Annotated in this window: 12 protein-coding genes and 1 pseudogene; 5 read left to right on the top strand and 8 right to left on the bottom strand. The window is 38.2% G+C overall.

What is annotated here, in order from left to right:
- The first annotated feature begins 923 nt into the window (after positions 1 to 923).
- Positions 924 to 2,255: an AAA-like domain-containing protein gene (locus AC504W_RS28600; RefSeq protein WP_494879924.1), complete on the top strand. Its 1,332-nt coding sequence runs from the start codon at positions 924 to 926 to the stop codon at positions 2,253 to 2,255.
- A gap of 151 nt (positions 2,256 to 2,406) precedes the next feature.
- On the opposite strand, the gene AC504W_RS28595 is transcribed toward AC504W_RS28600, so the two are convergent.
- Positions 2,407 to 2,829, bottom strand: a complete 423-nt coding sequence (locus AC504W_RS28595) for a hypothetical protein (RefSeq protein WP_494879853.1) — start codon at positions 2,827 to 2,829, stop codon at positions 2,407 to 2,409.
- Positions 2,830 to 3,089: 260 nt separating this feature from the next.
- The gene (locus AC504W_RS28590) at positions 3,090 to 3,563 is read right to left on the bottom strand and encodes a hypothetical protein (protein ID WP_494879852.1); all 474 of its coding nucleotides are present in this window, start codon (positions 3,561 to 3,563) and stop codon (positions 3,090 to 3,092) included.
- Between the two features lie 445 nt (positions 3,564 to 4,008).
- Between AC504W_RS28590 and AC504W_RS28585 the strand changes: the two genes are divergently transcribed.
- The 4 genes from AC504W_RS28585 to AC504W_RS28570 all read left to right on the top strand — a co-directional run bounded on the left by AC504W_RS28585 (position 4,009) and on the right by AC504W_RS28570 (position 12,728).
- Positions 4,009 to 5,985, top strand: a complete 1,977-nt coding sequence (locus AC504W_RS28585) for a matrixin family metalloprotease (RefSeq protein WP_494879851.1) — start codon at positions 4,009 to 4,011, stop codon at positions 5,983 to 5,985.
- 125 nt (positions 5,986 to 6,110) lie between these two features.
- Positions 6,111 to 7,793, top strand: a complete 1,683-nt coding sequence (locus tag AC504W_RS28580) for a glycoside hydrolase family 44 protein (RefSeq protein ID WP_494879849.1) — start codon at positions 6,111 to 6,113, stop codon at positions 7,791 to 7,793.
- A gap of 38 nt (positions 7,794 to 7,831) precedes the next feature.
- A complete protein-coding gene (locus tag AC504W_RS28575) occupies positions 7,832 to 11,326 on the top strand; it encodes a WD40 domain-containing protein (protein WP_494879847.1) in 3,495 nt (1,164 codons plus the stop codon).
- Between the two features lie 232 nt (positions 11,327 to 11,558).
- A complete protein-coding gene (locus AC504W_RS28570; RefSeq protein WP_494879845.1) occupies positions 11,559 to 12,728 on the top strand; it encodes a competence protein CoiA family protein in 1,170 nt (389 codons plus the stop codon).
- Between the two features lie 57 nt (positions 12,729 to 12,785).
- Here AC504W_RS28570 and AC504W_RS28565 read toward each other — a convergent pair whose 3' ends face one another.
- The 6 genes and pseudogenes from AC504W_RS28565 to AC504W_RS28540 form a co-directional block, all read right to left on the bottom strand.
- Entirely contained in the window at positions 12,786 to 15,947 is a 3,162-nt protein-coding gene (locus AC504W_RS28565; RefSeq protein WP_494879843.1) for a helicase-related protein, read from the bottom strand.
- Positions 15,948 to 15,977: 30 nt separating this feature from the next.
- Positions 15,978 to 18,860, bottom strand: a complete 2,883-nt coding sequence (locus AC504W_RS28560) for a DUF1156 domain-containing protein (RefSeq protein ID WP_494879842.1) — start codon at positions 18,858 to 18,860, stop codon at positions 15,978 to 15,980.
- A gap of 204 nt (positions 18,861 to 19,064) precedes the next feature.
- Positions 19,065 to 20,090: a hypothetical protein gene (locus tag AC504W_RS28555; protein ID WP_494879841.1), complete on the bottom strand. Its 1,026-nt coding sequence runs from the start codon at positions 20,088 to 20,090 to the stop codon at positions 19,065 to 19,067.
- 23 nt (positions 20,091 to 20,113) lie between these two features.
- Positions 20,114 to 20,545: a DUF7680 family protein gene (locus AC504W_RS28550; RefSeq protein WP_494879717.1), complete on the bottom strand. Its 432-nt coding sequence runs from the start codon at positions 20,543 to 20,545 to the stop codon at positions 20,114 to 20,116.
- Between the two features lies 1 nt (position 20,546).
- A pseudogene (locus tag AC504W_RS28545) lies at positions 20,547 to 23,781 on the bottom strand (ATP-binding protein).
- A gap of 195 nt (positions 23,782 to 23,976) precedes the next feature.
- Positions 23,977 to 26,610, bottom strand: a complete 2,634-nt coding sequence (locus AC504W_RS28540; protein WP_494879839.1) for a DEAD/DEAH box helicase — start codon at positions 26,608 to 26,610, stop codon at positions 23,977 to 23,979.
- Positions 26,611 to 26,804: the final 194 nt, after the last annotated feature.

The raw sequence follows: 26,804 nt of genomic DNA, 5'->3' as shown, positions 1-26,804 counted from the left end.
CAGGTTGTTTGATATCCGGAGAGAGTATGTTTGCTCAGTTTCTGGTTACAGAACAGCACCTTTGCTCAAGTTATGATTTCAAACCCTATTTTCGACGAATAGTTTCTGACGTAGTTAAAAGGCTTTGGGCGACTTAGTGTAACTTAAAGGACTTTATCCTTTAAGTTACAAAAAGCGGACAAGTTATGCCTTGTGCCTTGGACAGATTTTGTCTAAAGTCACATAATCAGCCTCAAAAACAGCATTTGCTCAAACGTCTACGTTCTCGATTGGAACAACTCTCTCCAACACCCAATTAAAACAAAAACTACTTTCACCGTTCTGTGGTGACACCTTTTGTTCTTCTGTTTGAAATTGTGGCTAACAGAGGATTCAACATTGCACCATTGTTCTAACCACTGTCAACCGTTTTATTTTCAAGGCAGTTCTAGTGAATGAATACTCACACCCCTGTAAAAAACCTACACCTGTTAGATGGTTGGGGTGGGGTATCTGTCGCAAACATGATTTGAATTGGTATTAGTATCCTGCTTTCCAAAAAAAACGCCTTTTTAGGCAATGTGATCGCCTATAGCCTATTTCCTGATATTCTGAATGTGGTGCTTTGTGTTCTGGCTTTTTTCGCCAATTTATCGGCAATTTAAGCCAATCAAGAAATTATTCTCTGAAAGTCATACCTAGTAAAAAACTGGGTATCTTAGAATTTTATATACTAATCAACATTTTAACATCTATATAGTTATATAGAAATCCTATTTGATTTCTGAAAAAACTTAGTACACCTCTGTTACTTCTTTTCCTGTTTCCTCTTTCTTACCTACACAAGTAATTTCAATAATCAAGTCGGATTCCTATATATGGATGTTACATGACTACGGCGATCGCAAAATCATTAGAATAAATGCACACACTTAGAATAAATGATAAACTTTGAAGAAGGAATAAGAGTTTTAGATACTGCTGTATATCAGAAAACCACTAGAAATTTAACTGATGCAGAAAGAATCATTTTAGAAGGTTCATGGCAAGGTTTAACTTATGAAGAAATTGCCAACACCACTAATAATCGTTATACAGCAGATTATTTACAGAAAAATATAGGCCCCAATCTGTGGAGATTACTTACAGAAGTATTAGAAGAAAAAGTAAGTAAAACAAATTTTCTTGCAGCAGTTAAACGTTTATACGACAGGAAATCGTCAGTAAATCCAGATAATTCTCCTATCGAAAATGAATTTGCGCTAGAATGCCCAGATGATCCAGTGCCACTTAATTCTCCATTTTACATTGAGCGATCGCCAATACAAGAAAGACTTTGTTATACAACAATCCTTCAACCTGGTTCTTTAATTCGGATTAAAGCCCCTCATAAAATGGGTAAAACATCCTTACTTAATAGAATTATAGCTCACTCAAAACGGCAGGAATATAGTATAGTACGTTTAAGCTTTAGGCAACTAGAAGCAGCTGATTTTAGTAATTTAGATAAATTTTTACGCTGGTTTTGTGATTGTGTTAGTCAAAAATTAAGATTACCTAGTTTGTTAAATGAAACCTGGACTGAATATAGAAATAGCATTGTTAATTGCACTGCATACTTTGAAGATAATATTTTAGACCAAATCAACAATAATTTAGTATTGGCATTAGATGATGTCGATGTAGTTTTTAAATATCCTGAAATTTCTCAAGGTTTTTTTGCTATGTTACGTACTTGGCATGAAGAAGCAAAAACTTTAGAGATTTTGGAAAAGTTACGATTAATTGTCGTACATTCTACTGAAGATTATGGCTCATTAGATATAAATCGATCACCCTTTGATAATGTAGGTTTAGTGATGCCATTGCCAGAATTTACCTTAGAACAAGTTAAAAACTTAATCAAGCGTCACAGACTTAACTACAATGATATCCAAGTGGAGCAATTAATGTCTTTAATTGGCGGACATCCATATCTAATTAGATTGGCACTTTATCACCTCGTACTTGGAGAAAACACTCTTGATAATTTTTTACAAAATGCTCCTACAAACGCCGGAATTTATGATAGCTATTTCCGCAGAATTTTGAATTGTTTGCAGCAAAACTCTCATCTAGCGGAGGCATTTAAGCAAGTAGTTACAGCAACAGAACCAATTTTTATAGCAACGAATACAGCATATCAGTTATACAGTATGGGATTGGTTAATAAAGTAGGCAATAAATTAGAACCACGCTGTCAGTTATATCGACAATATTTTCAGGAACACTTATAGAATAACGGTGAGGGACAACAAACTTATCGGTGTCAAGTAATATAATACCAAAAAATACATGATTTCAAATCGATAGGTTATTAGTGTGCGTCAGTATGAAGAATTTCTTGGGATAATTAAGTTTCCTCGCACTGACGCATCCCACATCTACTTACTCATCAATGACATTGGGGTAGTTCGATACTGTCATCTTTACCTTAGCCCAATCATCATCATTTTCATCATTGTTTCTCACGTAAACCTCCCACGGCAATGTGGAGGATTTAGGGCAAATGAAATCAACTACTGTAATTCCGTCTAAGTCATTAGTATCTTCGCTTGTGCCTTCAAATAACTTTAAATCGCCATATATACGTACATCCCCATTAGTCAGACGTTGAACAAGTGTATTAAACTCAGCACGGCACTCTCCTCCCCATCGATTTTGGAAACTAAGCAAACCCTGTGGCATATCATCAGTAAGAATCACTGTTCTTGTTGTGTTAAATGGTGGTGGATATTCGTTACTTCCAAAGTTTTCGTAGTCTTGTCCCTCGAAACTTGCAGTCACCGTAACTCTTCGCTCGTATGGCATATTAGCACTCCTTTGACTCGTTAAGTTATTCAAACTGAATTATTGAATTGATTGTGTAGGTTGAGTTAGACGCACGAGAAATTTTTGATCCCAAATAGACAATTCTATTTCGCGTTGTTACCCAACATGAATATTCTGGTAAAAGAAAAATGATTGGATAAGTTTAAGGATGGTAGATTAACTACAAGACAATGTTTGGTTCCACTGCATTCTACCCAACCTATAAAGGCTAGCTTGCTTTAGTTTAGACAACCCATCCTCTAACGACTCCATACACTACCACCAAAATTCTCTCCACCTGAGATTTTTTCTATACGATTACCTGAGAGCCTGAGCGTCATCTCACCAGATCCTCTAATCGCACCTTTAGGAACATCAGCCCAACTGCCAGTTACTTCATCTCCTCTGATTGTCCCTTGGAATACATTTGACCAAGTTTCTCCACCATCACCACTTTGACCATACCACCACATCTGGTTTCCCACTTGGCGAATAAAGTAAACTCCACCATCATTACAGTTCCAAACACCAGTTAAACTTCTAGCTTGTGCAATAGTGAAGGAAGTCTGAGAAAGCTTGGTAGAAATAAAGGCATTGCTTTCTTTTGTGAGGGATTGAGACTTTCGATTGAAAGAATCAGCATAAGTTGGTTGAGATATCGTTATAACTGAAAGCGGAATTATTGACAAATATGCAATTGTTGATAATCCAAAACTGAGTTTTTTAACTTGCATAAAATCTCCTCTGGATTTGTGAGTTTGATAGCAAACTGAACCTTTAGCTAAGATTATGTGGCTTTATTCAATTGCTGTCTATACATAAAAAATCAGTTTTTTAACTGAGAATTTTTCAAACAAAAAACCAGTTTTATATCAAAAAGTCATAAAATGTCAGAAAAAGTCAGTAAAATATCAGACATTTTTAAATGCGCCCACTAACACCTAGTTAAATCAATAGCTGAATACAGTCAAATATAAATATTATATCAGAAGAGAAATAAGACAAAAATCTTGATAGTGAAGGCTTTTAGCTTACTTGACATGACCGATTCAATATCCTATAGAAGCTCCTGATATTTTATGTATAGACAGCCGTATTATTACGGTACATAATTCCAATTAAAGATGAATTGACATCGGAAACAAAAATAATTCGTAAATTAAAAGGATATAAACAATCATGCCTCAAGAAAGGTTATTCAATTCACCATCTGCGATTGGTCTTCGGATGGGAGTTTCTGGGCAAGATGTAACTGACCTACAGGTTTTTCTACGAAGATTTGGTTATCTTCAGGAAACAAGAAATAGTAGTTTTGCAGCAGTACGTGATTTAACAGTCCCTAACGCAGCTATAGGCACTTTTGACAAGGCTACAGAAGAAGCTTTGCGTAGCTATCAACAGTTTCATGGATTGCCAGTTACAGGTGAACTTGATCAGGCAACTGTTGCTGAAATGCGAAAACCACGATGTGGCTTTCCCGACCGACCCTCTACAGCAGTTTCGGGTAGATTTGTTGCTCAAGGTAATCGGTGGGATCACACTAACATTACTTACAGAATTGTAAACTTTACTGCTGACCTCACTCAGGCAGAAATCCGTGATGCTGTGCGCCAAGCATTTGATCTCTGGGGCGCAGTAGCTCCATTAACATTTACAGAAGTTACTGGCAATGGTAATGCAGATATTTTAATTAACTTCGTAACTGGCGATCATGGAGATGGTGATCCATTTGATGGAGTTGGAAATGTGCTAGCTCATGCCTATTATCCACCACCAAATGGAGGTGATATTGCTGGTGATGCACACTTTGACGATGCTGAAACTTGGACGGTAAATGTTCCTGTACCAGCAGGTGGCTGGGATCTAGTCACTATTGCAGCCCATGAATTTGGTCATTCTCTTGGCTTAGATCATACCAATATTACCAATGCTCTAATGTTTCCAACTTTTCCACCTGGTAGCCTTCATCGTTTCCTGGCACAGGATGATATTGATGGTATTCAGTCCATTTATGGAAGAAGATCTATTGTCAGGAATGCGCCACTGGGTACTGTAGCCAGAAAGCCTGAGCAACTAGACTTATTTGTTGTTGGCAATGATGGTCGAGTCTATACCAGTTGGTGGACAGGAGGAGTTAGTGATTGGTCTGGCATCAACGACAACTGGCGAGCTATTGGTGGGTTCTTCCCAGTTGGCGCACCTATTAGTGTTGTAGCCAGAAAGCCTGAGCAACTAGACTTATTTGTTGTTGGCAATGATGGTCGAGTCTATACCAGTTGGTGGACAGGAGGAGTTAGTGATTGGTCTGGCATTAACGACAACTGGCGAGCTATTGGTGGGTTCTTCCCAGTTGGCGCACCTGTCAGTGTTGTAGCCAGAAAGCCTGAGCAACTAGACTTATTTGTTGTTGGCAATGATGGTCGAGTCTATACCAGTTGGTGGACAGGAGGAGTTAGTGATTGGTCTGGCATCAACGACAACTGGCGAGCTATTGGTGGGTTCTTCCCAGTTGGCGCACCTGTCAGTGTTGTAGCCAGAAAGCCTGAGCAACTAGACTTATTTGTTGTTGGTAATGATGGTCGAGTCTATACCAGTTGGTGGACAGGAGGAGTTAGTGATTGGTCTGGCATCAACGACAACTGGCGAGCTATTGGTGGGTTCTTCCCAGTTGGCGCACCTATCAGTGTTGTAGCCAGAAAGCCTGAGCAACTAGACTTATTTGTTGTTGGCAATGATGGTCGAGTCTATACCAGTTGGTGGACAGGAGGAGTTAGTGATTGGTCTGGCATCAACGACAACTGGCGAGCTATTGGTGGGTTCTTCCCAGTTGGCGCACCTATCAGTGTTGTAGCCAGAAAGCCTGAGCAACTAGACTTATTTGTTGTTGGTAATGATGGTCGAGTCTATACCAGTTGGTGGACAGGAGGAGTTAGTGATTGGTCTGGCATCAACGACAACTGGCGAGCTATTGGTGGGTTCTTCCCAGTTGGCGCACCTATCAGTGTTGTAGCCAGAAAGCCTGAGCAACTAGACTTATTTGTTGTTGGTAATGATGGTCGAGTCTATACCAGTTGGTGGACAGGAGGAGTTAGTGATTGGTCTGGCATCAACGACAACTGGCGAGCTATTGGTGGGTTCTTCCCTGTACCTCGCTAATCATAACTTGACTCTTCAACCTTAGAACTCAGAATTTCGTCTTCAGAACTCAAAATTTGCTGTTAAGTGTGATTATTGAATTACAATCTTTTCTTTTTTTACCAAGATACGCATTAGGAGTTGTTATGTTCACAAAAATCCACATCCTGCATATTCGCAAGATGTTTATTTTGTGCATTCTGCTGTGTATTAGTAGCTCTAATCCAGCACTAGCTGCAAGTGTTCTGCGACTTAGTATTAATCCTAGTGCAGCTAGGCATAGTATTAGCCCATATATCTATGGTATCAATGGTTATGGTCTGAGCGATCGCCAATTTAACGCACTCAATCAGGCAATCAAGCCATCAGTTAGTCGTTGGGGTGGCAATACTACAACCCGCTACAACTGGGAGAATGGTTTTTATAATACAGGCAAAGACTACTATTATGAAAATATCCCGTCTGCTAACAGCGATCACTTTGTGCAACGCAACCAGAAAGCCGGGATTCAATCATTAATCACTGTTCCCCTCATCGGCTGGGTTGCTAAAGCCAAAACTGGCCCAAACCCACTAGATCATCCTTTCAACTGTGGCTTTAAAGTCAGTATCTATGGTCAGCAACAATCAACCGACCAATACGATCCTGATTGTGGTAATGGCATTCGCTCTGACGGTTCCCCAATTACTGGCAATAACCCAACCGATACCAGCATTGCGATTCAACCTGATTTTGTGCGCCGTTGGGTAGCCCATCTAGTTGGGAAGTTTGGCAACTCTTCAGCTGGTGGTGTTCGTTTTTATGGACTCGATAATGAACCAGGTCTTTGGCGAGAAACGCACCGCGATGTCTTTCCTAACTATTTAAGCTATCAAGAACTACTCAAACGCAATATTAATTATGCTGCTGCTATTCGGCAATCCGATCCAAGCGCGAAAATTTTAGGGCCTGTACAGGATGGTTGGACACGCTACTTCTACTCATCCTATATTAATTATCCTGATACTACTGCTGAAGCTGACCGCAAAAAGCATGATAGTAAGGCATTTGTGGCTTGGTATCTGGAGCAACTCTATGCCCATGATCAGCGAACAGACCAGCGTACTATTGATTATTTTGACCTGCATTATTATCCACAGGCAAAAGGTGTTGCACTTTCACCAGTTGGCAATAGTGCAACCCAAGCACTCCGGCTGCGTAGTACCCGTTCTCTATGGGATGACAGCTATGTTGATGAAAGCTGGATCAAGGAGACTGAAAAAGGCAATACTGCTGTGCAACTAATCCCGCGTATGCGTAATTGGGTTAATCAACATTACCCTGGCTTAAAGTTAGCAATTTCTGAGTACAATTGGGGTGCGCTTGACACTATGAATGGAGCTTTAGCCCAAGCTGATGTACTAGGAATTTTTGGGCGTGAGGATGTAGGTTTAGCAACCCTTTGGGAACCTCCAACTGCCGACCAAGCAGGAGCATTTGCCTTTCGGATGTACCGCAACTACGATGGCAAAGGTAGTAAATTTGGTGATACTAGTATTTCCGCCACTAGTACAGATCAGGAGCAGCTTGCCATCTATGCTGCCCAACGCAGTCAAGATGGTGTCCTCACTCTCATGATTATGAATAAATCTAATACTGCGCTCTCAGCCCAGATCAATCTTGGTAGTTTTAAAGCAGGGAAAAATGCTCAATATTACAATTATAGTCCTGCCAATCTCCGTTCAATTGTCAAACAAGCGGATCTGTCTATCAGTAATGGTGCAATCAATAGTAAATTTGCCGCACAATCAATCAATTTATTGATTATTCCTGGTTCTAATGCTCGTTAAAAATACATCTAGTAATTAAGGTTCGCTACAAAAAAACTATGACAAATTTTAACTATTATAAATTAGGAGGAAGTCTAGGATATCAAGATCCAACTTATGTAGTACGGCAGGCTGATGCTGACCTTTATGAAGGATTGATCAACGGTAATTTATGTTATGTTTTCAATTCTCGTCAGATGGGAAAATCTAGCTTGTGTGTACACATCATGAAACAGCTGCAAGAGCAAGGAGTGAAATGTGCTGTCATTGATGTGACAGGCATTGGCAGTCATGTCACTCCTTCGCAATGGTACAACGGACTTGTTGATAGATTGTTACGACATTTTAATTTATCAAAAAAAATAAATTCTGGAGCATGGTGGCTAGAATATGAATCTCTCCCACCAAATCAACGATTAATGCGGTTAATTGATGATGTATTATTAACAGAATTTTCCGGAAAAATTATAATTTTTCTTGATGAAATTGATAGTATTCTAGGAATAGATTTTAAAGATGATTTTTTTGCTTTTATTCGCTCTTGTTATAACCAAAGAGCAGATAATCCAGAATATCATCGTCTGACTTTTTGTTTATTGGGTGTGACGACTCCCTCCGATTTAGTTTCTGATCAAAATCGCACTCCTTTTAATGTTGGAAATGCTATTGAGTTAACGGGGTTTAAATTAGCAGAATTAGGAGCTTTAATCAAAGGTTTAGAAGGAAGAGTTGCTAGACCAGAAGTAATCATTGAAGAAGTATTAAAGTGGACTGGAGGACAGCCATTTTTAACGCAAAAACTTTGCCAAATAATTTGTATTTCTGAAGATACATTTCCAGCCCATCATGAAGTAGAATGCGTTGAAAAGTTGGTACAAACGCAAATCCTCGAAAATTGGGAAGCACAAGATGAACCAGAACATTTACGCACAATTCGCAAGAATATTTTAGAAAAATGGAAAAATCAAACAGGGCGATTATTAGGATTATATCAGCAAATATTAATCCAGGGTGAAATCCCCGCAGATAATAGTCCTGAACAAACTCAACTACGTCTGACTGGGTTAATTGTTAGGCAACAGGGAAAACTGCGAGTTTATAATCGCATCTATGCAGAGATATTTAATCAAGCATGGGTTGAAAAAGAATTGGCAAATATTCGCCCATACGCTGAAAGTTTAAATGCGTGGGTAGCGTCCAATTTTCAAAATGAGTTGTATTTATTACGGGGAAAAAATTTACAAAATGCTCGGATTTGGGCAGCAGATAAAGGTTTAAGTGATTTAGATAGAAGATTTTTAGATGCTGGTCAAGAATTAGAAAAGCGAGAAATTCAGAAAAGGTTACAAATAGAAGCTGAAGAATCTAGAATTTTGGCACAAGCGAACGAAGTTTTAGTTGTAGCCAATCAAAAATCAAAACGATGGATTCAAGTGGGTGGAAGAGTATTAGCGATCGCACTAATTACAGCCATAGTTACAGGAATTTGGGCAAATATAACGAGCAAAGAAATACAATTGGAGAGAATAAAATCTTTGGCCATTTATTCCAATGCTTCATTAAATTTAAATAAAGAACTTGATGCTTTAATCGCCGCTCTCAAAGCAGCTATTCCATTGCAATCATCAAATTCATCTGATGCGAACACAAAAGAATCCATCAGATTAGCATTACAACGTGCAGTTTATGATATTCAAGAAAAAAATCGTTTAGACGGGCATAATAACGCAGTTACAAGTGTCAACTTTAGTCCAGATGGTCGATACATTGTTACTGCTAGTGAAGATAGCACAGTGAGACTTTGGAGTATTGATGGCAGAGAAATCAGAAAATTTCTTGTGCCAAATCAGCTTTTTAAAAAGGCGATTTTTAGTCCAGATAGTAAGATGATTGCCGCCATTAGTGCAAATAATACCATTAAAATTTGGGATGTAGATGGACGAGAAATTTTTACTATAAAAGGTCAAGACAAAGAACAGTACATAAGCAGTATTTGTTTTACCTCTGATGGTAAGTTCATTGCTGCTCCTAGCCAAGATAATACAGTCAAACTTTGGAACATTCAAGGACAAGAAATTAATACTTTTACAGGCTATCAAGATTATGTTTGGAGTATCAGTTGTAGCCCAGATAATAAAACTATTGCCACATCTGATCGAAGCGGGTTCATCAAAATTTGGAGTATTAATGGACGAGAAATTAAAACTTTTAGAGCAGGTGAAAATTCTATTTTTGATGTTCGTTTTAGCCCAGATGGTAAAATCATGGCAACTGCGGGAGGAGATACCACTGTTAGACTGTGGAACTTAGATGGAAAAGAAATTAAAACCCTGGGCAAACATGAAAATTTTGCTATAAGCGTGAGTTTTAGTCCTGATGGTAAAACTATCGCTTCTGCTAGTGCCGATAAAACAGTTAAATTGTGGAGCATTAATGGGCAAGAACTCAAAACCCTCAGAGGTCATAACTATTATGTCTCTAGTGCTAGTTTTAGTCCTGATGGTAAAACGGTTGCTTCTGCTAGTGCTGACAATACAGTTAAACTATGGAATATTAGCCATATAGAACCCAAAACTTTTATTGGTCATAATGATTCTCTTTGGGGTGTGAGTTTTAGTCCTGATGGTAAAACTATAGCCTCTGCCGGATATGATAAGACTATTAAATTATGGAATATTGATGGTCAAGAACTGAAATCAATAACAACAGATAACAGTAGTGAATGGAATGCGATTTGGAGTCTGAATTTCAGTCCTGATGGCAAAATAATTGCTACTGCTAATAATGACAAAACAATCAAACTTTGGAATTTAGATGGTCAAAATATTAAAACATTTACAGGGCATACTCAAGAAGTTAAAGATGTAAACTTTAGTCCTGATGGTCAAACCCTGGTGAGTGCTAGTTATGATGGTACAGTTAAATTGTGGGATATTAATGGTCAAGAACTCAAAACTTTAAATGCAAATGCAGGTAAACTTTTGAGTGTAAATTTTAGCCCCAATGGTCAGACAATTGTTTCTGGTCATAATGATGGCACAGTCAGGCTGTGGAATTTGCAAGGACGAAACTTCAAAACTTTTAAAGCACATGATAGTTATATTACAGATGTTCATTTTAGCCCTGATGGTCAAATCATTGCATCTGCAAGTCAAGATAAAACTATCAAACTCTGGAGTTTAGACGGAAAAGAAATTAGAACTCTAAAAGCTCATAATGCTGGAGTTACTAGATTTAGCTTTAGTCCAGATAGTAAAATCATCGCTTCTGCTAGTGCGGATGGTACAGTTAGGCTTTGGCGAGTAAAAGATGGGCTAGAACTCAAAACCATTGAAGGACGTGGTTATCCCATTTGGAGTATCGGTTTCAGTCCAGATGGCAAAAAAATTGTTTCTGGTAGTGATGATGGACTTGTGGAAGTTTGGAATGTGGAGACTTTAGATTTTGACCAGCTAATTGATAGGGGCTGCAACTGGTTAGATGATTATTTGAGGAACAATCCTACCCTAAGTGAAAACGATAGAGATACTTGTAAACAAAAATATAGAACTTAGTTATAAATAAATCATTACTAAAGAGATTACTACTAATTCAAAGAATATTTGCATCTTTTAGGAAAGAAACTGTCCGATTAAGGCGGCTAATGGCGGACACTTTCTCTTCAATCTACTTTGCTCACGGTGGTTGCTTACCAGCTGATTAGTACTGATTGGTCAACTGGAGAATTTACAGAAGTAGTTTGTCCTCACAATTAATTGCCTTACGTAAATTTCAACATTATTACTGATGTGGCATTTTACTTTGCCCATAGAAGCTAGAGGAGTGAAGATTGATTACTCATCAGTAGGTATGGAAAGTCAACTCAGTAAGGGTGTAAGAGACAGCGAACTTGTGGAAAAAGATAGTAAAACACAAATAATTAAATATCAGTATGCTATCGATTCAAATGATAAGACTATAAATGTTGAGAATTTATCTGCAAATTCAGAAGTTAGAAAAGAAGTTTTTAGATGTTTATCATGTAACAATATTCTTATACCTGTTTTAGGGCAGAAAAAAAGAAAACACTTTCGCCACAAATTAGACGTTCAGCTTAATTGTTCTCCTGAAACTTATCTGCATAAATTAGCTAAACTTAAATTTTATGAAGTATATAGTAATTGTATTAAGTACAACCAACCTTTCTGGGTAGAATTTGAAGTATCTCAGATGTGTGATTATTATCAAGTAGATTTTTTAAAAACCTGTAATTTTAATAAAGGTAAACAGAAGTTTAATTTAGTTGAATACTTTAAGAATATTGAATTAGAGCAAAGAGAAGGGTCTTTTATCCCTGATTTACTATTGACAAGTGCTAAAGCAGATAAAATTTTTATTGAAGTGGCTGTAACACATGAAGTTAGTTTTGAAAAAATTAAGTCCCAACATCGTATTATTGAAATAAGTATTGCTCAGGAAAGTGATATAGAAGTTATCAATAATCAATATTTATTAGAAAGTGAAAAAATTAAATTTATCAATTTCAAAAGAAAACAAATTAAAAATCATTGCCGTGGTACTTGTATAGAGGGAATTCAGCCGTATGCTAAATGTCCTGCCCTATATAATTTTTTTACTATTTATCCCAATGGTAAAAGTGCAATTATTCAAGAAACTTTAGAATGGTTGCAAGAAAAAATTGAAACTAAATCTTTCATATATCATGAATTAGTTGAAGTTTATAATATTGATAACAGAAGGAATAAAGTTTTTTTAAGAAAGATAGTAGAAGCTTATTTTAATAAACTTTCGGTTAGAAATTGCTATCTTTGCCGTTATCATGGCTCAAATTTTCGTAATTATGATGATAATCCAATTTTTTGCAAATTTTTAAAAAAGACTTGTAATTCAAATGAGGCTGCTAACTGCCAATTTTATAGAGCAGATCCAAAATCTTTTCCGACGTTTGATTCTTGATAATTTAATTTCCTAAAAATAACATTATCAAACTAATAAAATGTTTATGTTTGATTGTCAAACTTTAACTGCTTTTAGCAGTTCTTCAAACAAGGGGTCGCCAAAACTTATCAATCGTATAGAAGGCATTTCATCAAAAACATTAGGGTAAAAAGTGACCGTGTAATTCTGCCTTTTATAACTCAGTTGCCAAGTTCCCTCAGTCCTTCTCTCAAACTGCACACCATTGGCTTTTAGAATTGCTGAAGATGTAAACAACTGTTCAATTGTTTCTGGCGTAAAGGGAGCAGCAGAGATGGGTTTTTGAATTTCCGCTAGATCAGCGTCCAAATCCATTACTACCATTTCCTCAATAGCTAGACGCGACGGTGGGGTATTTAACACAGAATCGAATTCAGACATTAAAACATCTTCTTCCTCTGGATCTGCGCTCATCGCTGCTTGTTCAATAAACGTAGGAACTTGGGCTAAAATCGGCTGGAGATTACCAACAACAGTGGCAAAGGCATTGATGCGATCGCGCAATTTTTTATAAACTTTCGCTTCTACCGTGCCATCATAGTAAAAATTGTGGATTCGCACAGTAGAATACCTTTGTCCAATCCGGTCAATTCTGCCAATGCGCTGTTCGACTCGCATAGGATTCCACGGCATATCATAATTAATCAACACCCCGCAATTTTGTAAATTCAAACCCTCGGAAGCAGATTCAGTACACAGGAGAATTTTGATTTCATCTTGGCGGAATCGGCGTTTAATTTCTTCTTTAGGAACTAGATACCACTCCCCATTCTGGTACAGTTCCCCACCGCGACCAGAGTAGCAAGCTACTTGACTACCATATAACTCTTGCAAAGTATCCCGTAGATAGTCCATTGTATCGGTGTACTGGGTGAAAACAATAGCACTTTCCCGTTCGGTTAATTCTTGACGCAAAATCTGAATAAAGCGAGAAAGCTTAGTATCTTCCCCAGTGTTTTCAAACTGGCGGAGTAAATCTTCAAGATATTGAATTTCCTGGGGGTCTACTGGTTCAAAAAAAGATTCCAGCCCCGCAATTATGGCATCATCTTCATTATCCACATCCACCAAATCATCATCACTTAAAACACTTCCTTGTTGAGTTAATAAGTAGTCCAAACGGCGTTGCAGAGATGACTTAATGGCATAAAATGAACTGGTTAGACGCTTGCGGTAAAGCGTCATCAAAAAACCTAAACAAGAACGTTTATCTTTTTGGGCCAGTCGATAAAAATGACGTACATAATCGCTGACAGCTATATAAAGTGGTATTTCCCGTTGTGATTCCAGGGTGATGGCGTTATCCTGCACCACTCTAGTAGGAATATCCCTTTCTAAAAGTCCCCGGCGGTAGTATTGTCGTAAAGTGTCGCGGGTGTGGCGGAACATCAAATCTTTCAATGGCGTGTTCACCGTCAAGTATTGGCGTGAGGTTTCAATAAAGTCTTCATCTGCCAACAGTTGTTTGTGATTGGAGATTTTCTGCCCCCTCTGCCAAGTATCTTGCATTTTGTAAGCGAGGATGCGATCGCTCTTAGTCAAAAACTGCTCTAACCTAGAGCAAGGCTGTCCACCACGCCGAAAATAGTCACTGGACATTACTTGCCAAAAAGTCATGACTTCCTGCTTGACAGCACCTTGTAGCGAAGCGAAATAATTGCAGAAGTTATCGCCGTAACTCCAATGTCCTTGCAATCCCAGCAGGTTTAACAAATCAAAAACTTCTATGGCATCAATTTGCATAGGAGTTGCTGAGAGGAGAACAAGAGATTTGGTCTTCTCCTTCATCTGTGCCATTAACTCTAACAGACGGTTGGGCGTTTCCTTGCGGTCTTGGGGACTTTTACGCCTTGCGTGGTGTGCTTCATCTAACACAACTAAATCCCAAGGTTCTGCTTCTAGTAGCTGGCGCATTCTCTCAGTTCTCCGCACCAAATGAGAAGAAGCAAGGATTAAAACTTGAGTATTCCAAGGATTAGCTGCTGCCGGAATAGTGCGCTTGTAAGGGTCTTTAAATTCTGTAGATGTATAACTCCAAAAATGCAAATTGAATTTTTCTCGCAGTTCTTCTTGCCACTGGGGTTGAACACTAGCAGGTGCTAAAACTAGTACCCGCTTCACTTTTTGGGATACCAACAGATAGCGCAGAATTAAACCAGTCTCTATGGTCTTACCTAAACCAACTTCGTCAGCAATGAGAAAACTTTGGGGAAAATTTTGAGCAACGCGACGCAGAATTTTAATTTGGTGTGGCCAAGGTTGAATAGGAATTGATTTTAAACAAAAATCCAAGCAACCGGGATGTTCATGAATATTAGCAAGTTGAGTAAATGCTAATCGTTCTTTTTCTTTATCTTCTGTAGAGATAGTTGATGGTTCTGGTTTGAGTTCTGGTTCTTTTTCTGGTTGTACTTCGTATTCAGTTAATTCTGTTTTTGTCAGAGGTCTAGAGTCAAATTCCGCCTGAACATTCCAACTAGGTTTAGTAGCAGGAGCGTAACGTAACAGCTTTTTTTGTACCGCTTCTGGAACATCAAAAACTCGTACATTAGGCGATACGTCATACCAAAGTTGCTCAAATCTAGCTACTTCTTCTTCAACTCTATCTAGTTCCCTTCCTCCTTCCCAAGAACAGTAAACATGGAAAGATTCTACATTTCCTTCCCAGCCACTAATAGATTCGTTATTGGAACCATTAAATGCTAATTTATCGCCTTTACTATCAGTAAAGATGCCCACTTTCTCGTGAAATATATGCTGTGGATCTAATTGTTGTGTACTGTCTTCTGGTAGCCCATTTTCTTTTAGAGGAATAGCAATTTTAATATCAAGATATTGATTTTGGATTAACCAGCTAAGAATTTCAAAATGTTTAAGTTGGGTAAGGTTTTCTGGTGGTTTTAAATCTGCGTCTAGTCGAGATAGCAATGCGTCTCTCAGTTCGTATCCCTGTTGAATTGCTTGTAAATCCTGGGGGCTAAATTGACAGCCCATGATTAGGCGCATTCTCCCATTATTATGTAGCATTGCACCTAATCCACGAGCAACTTTACTCAAGATAGCACTGCTGAAGAAACCTGCTTTGCGATCGTATTGGATGGCTGATTCTAAAGCAGGAATGTAAAAGTCAGCAATTGTATTGTGAGTATTACTGGAGTAGCTGATTTTCCAACTATAGTCGCGTAATAACTTAATCATATTTTAGTTTGCTACATCCAGTTATAAATACTAACCATCAAATTGTAAATTTAAACTCATTTGTCCCCCTTCATTTAAGGGTAACTCAGTCTGTACATAAGAGACTTTTGCTTTAATTTCATCCATTGCTAACCATAAATCTGACAAAGCTTTCTCTTCAGAGATGCGTTTCTTTTCATCTTTGATTCGGGGAATAACTTTCAAAGCCACTTCAAATGTCCGCATGAATAAATCATTGCTGACTAAGCCTGTGTTTTTCAAAAATCTGCGTACTGGTTCTGTATTACCTTCTTCTTGGTAAAGGGTAATAATTGCGTGCAGTCCATCTACTAAATATCTGGCGGAAAATTCAGTATCGATGACGGAGAAGGCGCGTTTTTTCAGGCGTTGTTCTGGGGTGAGTAATTTACAGGAACCGCTTCCAGAATCAAGTAATTTATGTTTTTTTACTAAATCGGAGACATCAAAACCGCCGACTGCTAAAGCGAGTTGTCTAGCTTCATCGAAGGGGAATTCTCGCGCTTCAAAGGTATCCCATGCTAGCAGATACCATTGGGTTAAGGGATCGATACCGTTGAAGTCTTTACCTTCTAATAAATTTTGTAGTCGATACTCAACAATTGCTTGGCGTACTTCTTCAAATGCAGCTTTGGGTTCAACTGGGTTTCCTGCACTGTCGAGGATGGAACTGTAGCGGGTAAATACGCTTAAAGCACAACCGAAAGCAGTTAAGCACAAGTCAATACCGGGAGGTTTAATACGGCGGTGAGGATCTGCGACTCTATCAGCTGCGGGGCGGGTATCTGCGGTGAGGGATTGTTCAATTTCTGGTGCTTTTTCAAAGACAATATTTCGCACGTCAATACGCACGTCATCCCACCAAGCTTGTCCGGCGTTAGGGTCGCGTTTACGGCATACTAAAAGCACGGTGCTGGAAACTGCGTTTTTCTGTGCTTGGTGTAAGTTTTGCGGATTTTCGGTGCTGACTGCCCAAGATGCGGTAATCTCAAAACCAGCATCTATGAGAGATTTTGCTAAGACATCCCACGCGCCGGAGTCTTTGTGATTGAATTGTACTGTCATTACGCCGTCGTCGCGGAGGACGCGGTGATATTCGGCGAACGCCATCGCCATTTTTGCTTCATAGTCTTGATTAGCTAGTTTTTCGGGGTTATCTCCCATGTTGCGGAAGCGGGAAGGGTTGGCGACAGCTTCTCGTTCTTTGTCGGTAAGTTCTAGGTAGAATAATTCGGGGAAGATATCGCCAAGGATGCGTTTTTGCCAGACGTAGAAAAAGTCTGAAAGTTCAGCGTATTGAATTGTAGCGTAATAAGGTGGATCTGTTATAACTGCATCAACAGAGTTATCAGAAATGTGAATCAAATTGTCAGCTGAAGCTGATTCGATTTGGATTCTTTTGAGATTAAGGTTTTCAGAATTTTGAATTATTGTTGATGATGAATGAGTTGCTAATAAAAAGCACAAGTTTGCATAATCTGAAATAGTGCTATAGCATCTATTCCAAAGTCTTGGAATACCTTCTTCTCCATAATTCCACATCATATTCAATGCGTGCTGTGAAGAAGATTCATAATTAGTTTTTAACCTAGAACTCCAATGCGTTAACCTGCTATTCATATCAACACAACGGTCAAAAACTAAAGTTAAGTAATTTATGATTGCTGTAGCTGTATCTAGTTCATAATTTTCTAAAATTATTAATTTTGCTTCGTTAATTACTTCCATATAAGTGATTAGAGTAACAAGTTGACGTGAATTAAAGTATTGAGATGATTCTTTAATTCCATATTTATATACTCTATTAGCTTCACAAGGAAATATTCCTGTATTATCACCTGCTTCATGAGGTATTAAATTCAATGATTCAAGTTTTTCATAATTATTTTTTAAATAAATATCTATTTTTTTTAAACCATCAAAATCAACTTGTTCAGGTATTCTAAATGAAAGATTACTTTTATGTTTTTTGTACGCTATGGCGTAAAGCTGGTGTCCTAATCCATTTAATTGAGCTTGTGACTTAATTACATCATCATCAATGATGTTTTCACAATTTGGGCATTTACCTACTCCTTTACTGATAGTAACTGTGTTATTTGGATCGTACTCTCCATTATCAGTTTGAATGGTTGTACCTTTCCCTTTTTTCCCTATAACTAAATCAAAATCGACTCTTTTTTCTCTATGATTAGGAATAGGCTTTACAGCACATAATTTTCCTTGTTTTTCTGAGGATGGTGATTTATCTAACCACCAATTTGGACTTAACGGAATAACAGATTCACAATTTGGACAAACAACTGTATGCGCCCATAAATAATTCTGCACAGTTTCCCCAGGTAAAGAAGGGAAAAATTCAGCTAATCTTTTCTCCGCTTCATCCCCTACCCACTTCACCCATTTATTAATATCTTGCTGCAAATCTGGGCCAAACTTTAGCGGATATTCCATCGCCGCCTTCATCGTCACCACCGCCACAGGGTTTAAATCAGAAGCCAGCACATTTAACCCATATCTCGCCGCCTCAAATGGGATACTTCCACCACCTGCAAACGCATCTAAAACCGTAGGTGTTCTAGTTCCCCAAACTTTTTCACAATAATCCTGCACCTTCTTAATTTGCACAGAATTAGGCGGTGTTTTATATAGCTTTACCTCCTTCCCCGGTACTAACCCCAGCAAATACTCAAACTCTTCCATCGTGATATCTGCTGGTAATAAAGAAGCCAACACACTAGCGCGACTAAATGATAATGGCTTACGCGAATACCAGCGATGTAATCCTTTAAATGGATTCCCCCCATGTTCAAAATTAACTTGCTCATTTAATACCTGCACAGGCATTCTTTCTTCTATGAACAGGTGGGGACGTTTGGGGGTAGGGTTAGTCATGTAGATGCAGATATCTTGGAATTGATTGTTATTGTGTAAGGTAAGTACCTTATTTGTCAATTTTTTGACTTAATTCAGTAGATGTGAGTAGCCAGTGCGTATACTAATGTGCTTTGACCCATTTTGTATCCTAATTTTTGCAAGATATAGTTCAAAGTTGCCATGATATGCTTCAACCCTATATTATTAATAATTAAAGTAACATTAGTGAAATGAATTATACGATTGAATTGCTATGTTATTAGAATCTTCAATATCTATTTCCAAATATTTTTCTTTAATAAACTTAATTAATTTTTTAAAAGCATTTTCTGTAACATCAATTGCATTATGAAAATTAGAATGATCTATATCCCATTGTTCATATATATTTATGGAGCATGAATAATGAGGGGGAGTAAATTTATATCCATTTCCTCCAATTATAGGAACGCAGTGTTCTTCGCCGTAGCTTAATATTGTATCCCAAGAAGTATAAAAATCGATAATTAATTCTTGCAGTTCTTGGTCATATAAATGAAAATAACTTGAGTTTACAATTGCCTTGAAATTTTCCCAAAAGTAAAATATATTTCCATTAACTATATCAATTTTTGCATTGTCTAAAAAACTATCTATTATGTACGTATTAATTTGATTGAAAAGTCTTTTAACTACATTAATATCACGCTCTCTACAAAGCTTTTCCCTTTCTTCTAAGTTAGGATTATTAACTCTTAATTCCTCTTTAGAAGACAAGCTGGCTTTTATCGCAACATAAAATATGTCTTGTAAATTTATTAAAATTTGTTTTGTATTAACATTACCATCAAAATTATATTGACTTATTCTATGCCCACGAATATCAAAAGGAAGGTCTTCTATTTTACCATAATGATTATTGTGAACTAAAATAATTTTACTCCATCCTAGCCGATGAATAGCATAACCAAGTTCAATTAGAACATTTGGATTAGGCGTTTTTCTAAATGAGTTTTGGTTTGCATTTATAAATGTAATATCACAAACAAACACTGTACATTCGTCAATTTTGTTGAAAATCGCTTGTTCTATGTTAGGAGAACCAGGAAGTCCATCTGTAGCTGTATCGATTCTAAGAATTAGATTTTCTTCTGCTTGATTTAATTTTCTCAATGCAGCTTTTAAAGCGTCACGAATAAAATAATGATTAATTTCTTGCGGTAAATCACTTTGCCATGAATAAAATATTTTAGTATCTTGGTTATCCATTCTCGTTTTACTATAAATTTAGTTTAACTATCTCCCAAAAGCACCCGAATTGCTTTCAAAGCCTGACTACGTTTACCATTACTAATCTTGGCAAACCAATAGTGCGATTCTTCATAACTCATGGCTCTAATCCCTTGAGCAATATTAGCAATGCGTTCTATTTTAGAAAGCGGTTGTAAAGTTTGAAACAGTAACGCTAAATTTATCCCTGATTCCTCATTCAAAATATAGGGAGTTTGGCGATTATAACTTAACGTTTTGGGGTCGTAATTATTCGCTTTCAAACAATCATAAATTGCCTGTTTTACCTGAATTAAAGCATTGCCTTTCAGTCGCCCAATCCGTTTTGCAGAAGGACGCTTTTTTTCGCCGGCTTTCTTATAAGCACATTGATACAACTCCAGGGCAAAGTTATTGTTATCCGTGGGAACTACTCGCAATTGAAACTCTTGCATCTCAGTACGTTACTTTCGCCGTCAAATTCAGCCTATCAACCGGGTTACGATTTAGGGCTTGTTTGATATTACTGATTTCTGCGCCGTTTGTTTGTACTGGAGATGAAAATTTAAATATTAGTTTCAGTGACACATCAGCTTTCACGTCTGGGCTACTTAGTAAGGTGTTAACAGGCCCCTGAAAACTCTGAAATCCTTTGTATGTTCCTTGATATACTAAGCGTGTAAATTGTTCGCCAATAGTAATAGTTGCCGTTTGGTCAATTTGTAAAGGCAGTTTCATCAACATCGGGAAAGCCGTCATCAACTTGCGGTAGTCCACCACTTGTGCAACGGCAAGTTCCAGCAACTCGATACCTTGAACTCCATTATCCTGAATAAAATCGCCCAATTCATTAAATACCCTATCAAGTGTCCCTTCCAAATCAAATTCTTCCGGTTTGGCTTTAAACAGAGGTGAATCATCCCAGGAACCGCCAGTTTGTTCGCTTCCGTTAGGTGTGCGAGGTGTTCCAGTGCCATAAGCCAATATCTTGGCTTGGGTTTCCCTCTCCTCTACTTCGTTATTACCGTAATCAGCTACGATTTTGAAAGTAGTGGTTTTAGCGATCGCCGTTTCGTACTCATCACTAGGACGAAACTGTTCCTCTAGCGAGTTTCCATCCTGATAAAGCTGAATTGTCAAGGCTCCTGATGCTTTCCATCGCACCCGCACGGGTTTAAGTGTATCTGTACTGGGCATGACTTGGGCATTCAGTTCAATTTCTCGCGGTTTCGGTGGTTCTAGAATTCCCCGGCGGTAAAGTGCCATCCGTTCAGAAAATTCAATAGAGTCGGGTAGGGTTATTTTGCCGTCATCAGTTTTAATAAATAACTTTTCTCCTACCTTCATATCCCAACTGCCATTCTGTAAACCCTGACGGATCGTGTCTCGCAACCTTAAAATTTCAGCCTCAAGTAGTATATTTAAACCCAGGATCTTTGGCGAAAGCTTCTTTCAGTGCTTTGGTTGTCCAATAAGTTAACCCAGATGGCCATACCTTCTGCAAAATGTAAGCAGGGGCGTAAGCTGGTGCTTCATCAGCACGAATTTTTTGACAATCTTTCAGTGCTTTTAAAATTACATCTTGTTGATTATTTTTACCTTTAACATCACTAGCATCCTGTGCAGCTAAAGGATAGTGCATCAACCCCTTGGGAGCTTTTACTGGGTCAGTAGCAGGGTAAAATAAATGACGATAGGCATTAGTTAAAGATACTCTTACGCCTAAATCCAAAGACCCTTTTTTATCTTTGAGTTGTTTTTGCTGATTTTCTGATAAATCTTGCAAGCGATTGGCAGAATTGAGAATATTTTGAATTGCTCGAAACTCTCTAGCATTGTCAATCGCTCGGTCTAATTCTTGTCTATTGCCAACTAAAAATAACAACCGATTCCTAAATGTGCGAAACTTACCGGATTCGCCTGTTTCATTAAAAATTTTCTCTACAATTGGCGGTGGCCCTTCAGTGGTTGCAGAGATAGTAGCTTCGTTAAAGTCAATTAAACAGAGGGCAATACTATCTGAGACATCATCTACATCTGCGGGTGATTCTGGTGCAGAAACTAACTTAAAGAATTTATCAGCAAAAATGGTATCGCGGCGATTTCGCAAGTCTTCCTTCGCCTCGCTAATTCCAACTTGACCTTTTTCTTCCGCAATGATTTTGTTAATTGATGGTTCTTCTTTAAAACGGGCAAGAGTTGTTATTGGGTCATTTTCCAAGTACCACGCAACTTCACTGAGCCTTTCCAAAGCTGTATCAACAAAACCAATTTCTAGCCCAGGTGTTAGCAGTGATAGATTTAACTCAGCGCGACGAATACCTGCTGCTGTACCTTGGTTGATGGAATGTAAAAAAATGGTACGTGCTACCCAAGTTGAAAAGGGAGGTTTACCAGCAGCTTTCCATTCAGCATCTTGTGATTGGGCGTGTCCTTCTCTCCCAGTTGAGTTATAAATATCTGCTTGAATCGCAATACGCATCAAAGAACGTTCTAAACGAGCAGTTAAATCGCTGGTGATTTCTTCCTCAATACCTACGGGGATGTGGTGAGAATGAATTAGTGGAATCCATACAGTAGTATCTGACCACAAATAACGTATGACTCTGGCAAATAAACGCAAAGCACCTCTAGTGCGTTGAAAGTTGGGAATGGAAGCGATTTTTTTAGTTAGCAGGTTAAATAATTCGGGGTGGAAGGGATAACTCTGCTCGATACTTTCAGCGTAGCGTGAATCTTTACAACCATCTGGTAAGTTAATGCGACTAGCTTTATAACTTTGTAAATATTCTCTGGCAGCATTAGCAGCAGCATCGGCTTGAATACTGCTAAATACCCGTTGTTTGACGATATTGTAAATTTCAATATCGGTACTAGGTTTGAGGATGCGTTCTTGACGGGCAGTAGCAGAAATTGCTTCACGGATTTCCGTAGTTTCTTCACCAAAACTGTCGCTAGAGGAAGCTAGGGTATAGACAAACACTAAATTATTGCAAGCTGCGGCTAAGTCCATCAAGGAGAATAAAAACGCCACAACTTGTTCTGCTAAGTCACTATTACCAACTATGGTGGCTTTGGCTGCTCTCAAATATCTAGCAATTTCATCTAAGATAACTACAGTGGGTTGTCCTTGCATGATCCGTTCTAAAACCACTGTTCCAGGACTAACTCGCTGTTCATCGGAACCTTTAAGTAAGCTATAACCTGCTACTCCCCCAATTTGGTAAGCAATTTCTCCCCAAAGGGTGTAAGTGGTAACGCCAGTATCCTCATGATAAACGCCGTTAACTGGGTCAAGGTCTTGACAGGCGATCGCAGCTGCTTGAATCGGTCGGTCTGGAATTAATTTCAGGTCAGCAAAACGGTCTAGTCCAGAAATGTCCCGCCCATTTTTGGCAATGTGCCACAAAGCAATTTCGTCGTGGGTTTTACCACCACCAAAGCTGGTTTCTAGTCGAATAATCGGAGAACCGACAGCAGCACCGACTAACCGCCCAAACACTTCAGAGATTAATGTTTTTAAACCGTCAGTAGCAAAAGTATTGGCGAAAAATGCTGTCGGGTCTTGGTATACCTGGGGTGCTTTCCCTTCAACAACAAGGCGTAACTTGGCGGCGAATAATTCAGGAGAGAGTTCCCCTGCTAGTATTTCTTCTCTAGGAATGCAAGTTTTGAATACTGATGGAAGCATAATAGTATCTATTGACGGTTCACAATTGATAGTTAACAGTTGACAGTCAATCCCAACCGCCAATATCTGTTGTTGTAAAATATACAAATAATAAATTGACTTATTATATACAAAATCATGTTGCTACAATACTGATATAAGTCACAGACTATAACATTTTTCGATATACATCGTACAAATGAGCTAACACTAGAGTTAAATTAGTGATTCCAAAGATGTTGACCAGTTACAGGTTTTTTGTGAGCAGCCTATGTAAATACCCTTATAGCTTTTATATGCAATTGCTTGTTGCTGACAATTTGAACAGTTAATGTTCATAAATCTCATTAAAAGGGTCGTATCTTTCTCATTCATTTTCCGACGAGAATGGTTAGGATTTTTGGAACAGGTAATGTAAGCTCCATATTCAGTGGGGCTATACCAGCGAGGTTGTCTGCAATCTGGACATTGACCAAATGGATTTTCGCCTTGACTGATTTTAGTAGTTATAGAACCTGGATCTTGTTCAGGTACTAAGCGTAAAAAACTATATAGCAATTTTGTAGTTTGTGGTAAATCAATCCGAATAACTGGTGCTAGTGATGAATTCGGATTCAAGTATACCCACAAACACTTATGGTCAATACCAACTAACCCAATATTTGTATTAGTTCTATTATCCCAAACACGAGTATTTTGTAGCCCAGTAGCGATAGAATTACGGCTTTGACCTGTAATAAAAAATCTGACCCCACGAGAATTACACTGCTTTAATGTAGGAATGAGAAATGGGTTATTGCTAGTTGAGTTTGGCCAAGCTATGGCTATTTCTTCCTTAGTTGCAAGTAAGTCTGACTGTATTTGTTTTAAAGTATCCTGGCTTTTAGAAAAGTAAGTTACTCCCGGTAAATTGCTGAGTGGTTGTAAAGCCCATGTGAGTGATTGGGTATTAGCTTGAGCATAGATACGGTCAACAAATTTGCGAAAAATATTAAAAGAGTCAAGTTTTTGCTGAATATATTGATAATTAAATAAACCAATAAATTTACCTTGCGCTCTACTAACAGCGACATTGGCAAGCCGCATAGCTGTACTTTGCGTTCCACCTGTAACCAATTTTCCTGCCTTAGCTTGCGGTGAACCTTCAACAGCGTCAAAAATAATTAAATTCTGTTCTGCCCCTTGAAAGCGATGTACTGTAGCAACTTTTACAGACTTGTCAGTAAGGTGCAAATCTTGCAACAAACGTTGGATTAAACGTGCTTGGGCATTGTAGGGAGCAATGATACCCACACTAGAATTATTAGTTTGGGTACTTTGATAAGCGAGTTTGACTGCTAATAAAGCTGAGATGATGTTAAAACGGCTGTGAGACTGCTGTTCTTTAAAGCAAAAAGCCGAAAGTTTGCTCAAATCATATAGTATTAGGGCTGCCCCTGGATGTGGCTGACTCTGGACAATCGGCATTGTCCTTTGCTCTACACCAGAGCCATCTTGCAATTGACCATCGTAAAAAAGCTGATTTGGTATTTTAGAAATAGCTGGATTCATACGGTACTGTGTTTTTAATAGCACAATCCGTGAATCAATTTGACCCTGATTTACCTTTTGAGTAATACCCGCTTCGTCAAAGATATCTCGTTGTAGCCATTCCTGCACTGCTTCTGTCTTGGCTTGTGAAATTGGCCCTAACTGACGAAAATCACCAAAAATCGCAATGCGGTGATTAGCAAGGGTGCTGACATAAGCACAGTGAGGAATATAAGCCATACTCGCCTCGTCCACTACTATGGCATCAAAGCGACGTTGGTAAATTTCTTTAGCGATCGCTGCCTTTGATAAAGTGCAGCCAACTACTGTTGCTTGTTTAATCAGTTCAGCTTCTTTCAGTTTCAACTGTTCTTTTAGGGGTTGCAAAGCTTGTTTGACAGTTGTAATCTCATTTTGAATATTCTGGCGTTGCAGTTCGGTTAGCTTTTCAATACGCGATCGCTTAACTAAATCTTTGCGTTGTCTTTCTAACTGTTCAATTTGCTCTATTAATTTTGGATTCTGCTGACGTGCTACTCCTCTAACGTGTAACTTAGGAAATTCTTCTAAACTACCAGGAGTTGCAACTCCATAGCGCAATACTAAACCATTCTCATAAATAGGCGCACCTTGCAAATACTGGGCTAGACTTTTCATAGCTGTATCAACAGCAGTGTTGCTATGCGCTACCACCAAAACTGACTCACCAGCTTGAACCAGTGCAGCTACGGTAATGCCCAAAGTTTTAGTTTTTCCTGTTCCTGGTGGCCCCCAAATAAAACTGGCTTGACGATTAAGTACCTTATCAACAGCAGATTTTTGATATTCATTACAATCTATTGGTTTTTGTAATCGCTGCTCAATTTGATTTAACAGTTTTTGGGTATTATTTGTTGAAGAGTTCGTTTCACGTTTATCACCTAATAATATTTCCGCTAGGTTTCTATTAGCTCCTTTTAAATTAGAGCTTTCTAGCAAACGCTTTTTAAGTTCTTCCAATAAAAACCAAGGAGAGGTGTAGAGTATAGCTGTAGGAATTGAATCTCCTAAGTTTTTCTGTAATGCCAAAATAATATCAAAGCCTTCAACAGAGACTAAAATACCACTATATTGTTTCTTGTTATGCTCTAAATCTACTGGAGTATCGTCAGGGAAGCGCAAATCGGTATCTGTTGTAAATGAATATATATATTGACCGCCGCGTTTACCTAAAAATGAACCATCACTCAAGAATGTTTTTTGTCCGCCACTTTTTCGTAATGCGTTAATTTCATCTTCAAGTGCTTTATTAAACTGTTGTTGGTATTCTCGATAACTCATAGACGCAACCTTGAAAATCCTATTGCTAGGATGGTCAAAATTTTGTCTAATCAATACGGTGTAAACCGTATTCGGTTATGTACGGTAGAAATGAATTTATTCTTTCTATACATGAAAGTAAAGTCTTTGTGAAGAAATTAGCATTCAAAAGTGTTGAGTATAAAAGAAAACGTAAATTAGGAAAACTATTGATG

It is taken from the genome of Nostoc sp. C96, from assembly GCF_059384975.1.
The sequence above is the reverse complement of the archived record's forward strand: the minus strand, read 5'-3'. Positions and strand labels throughout refer to the sequence as shown.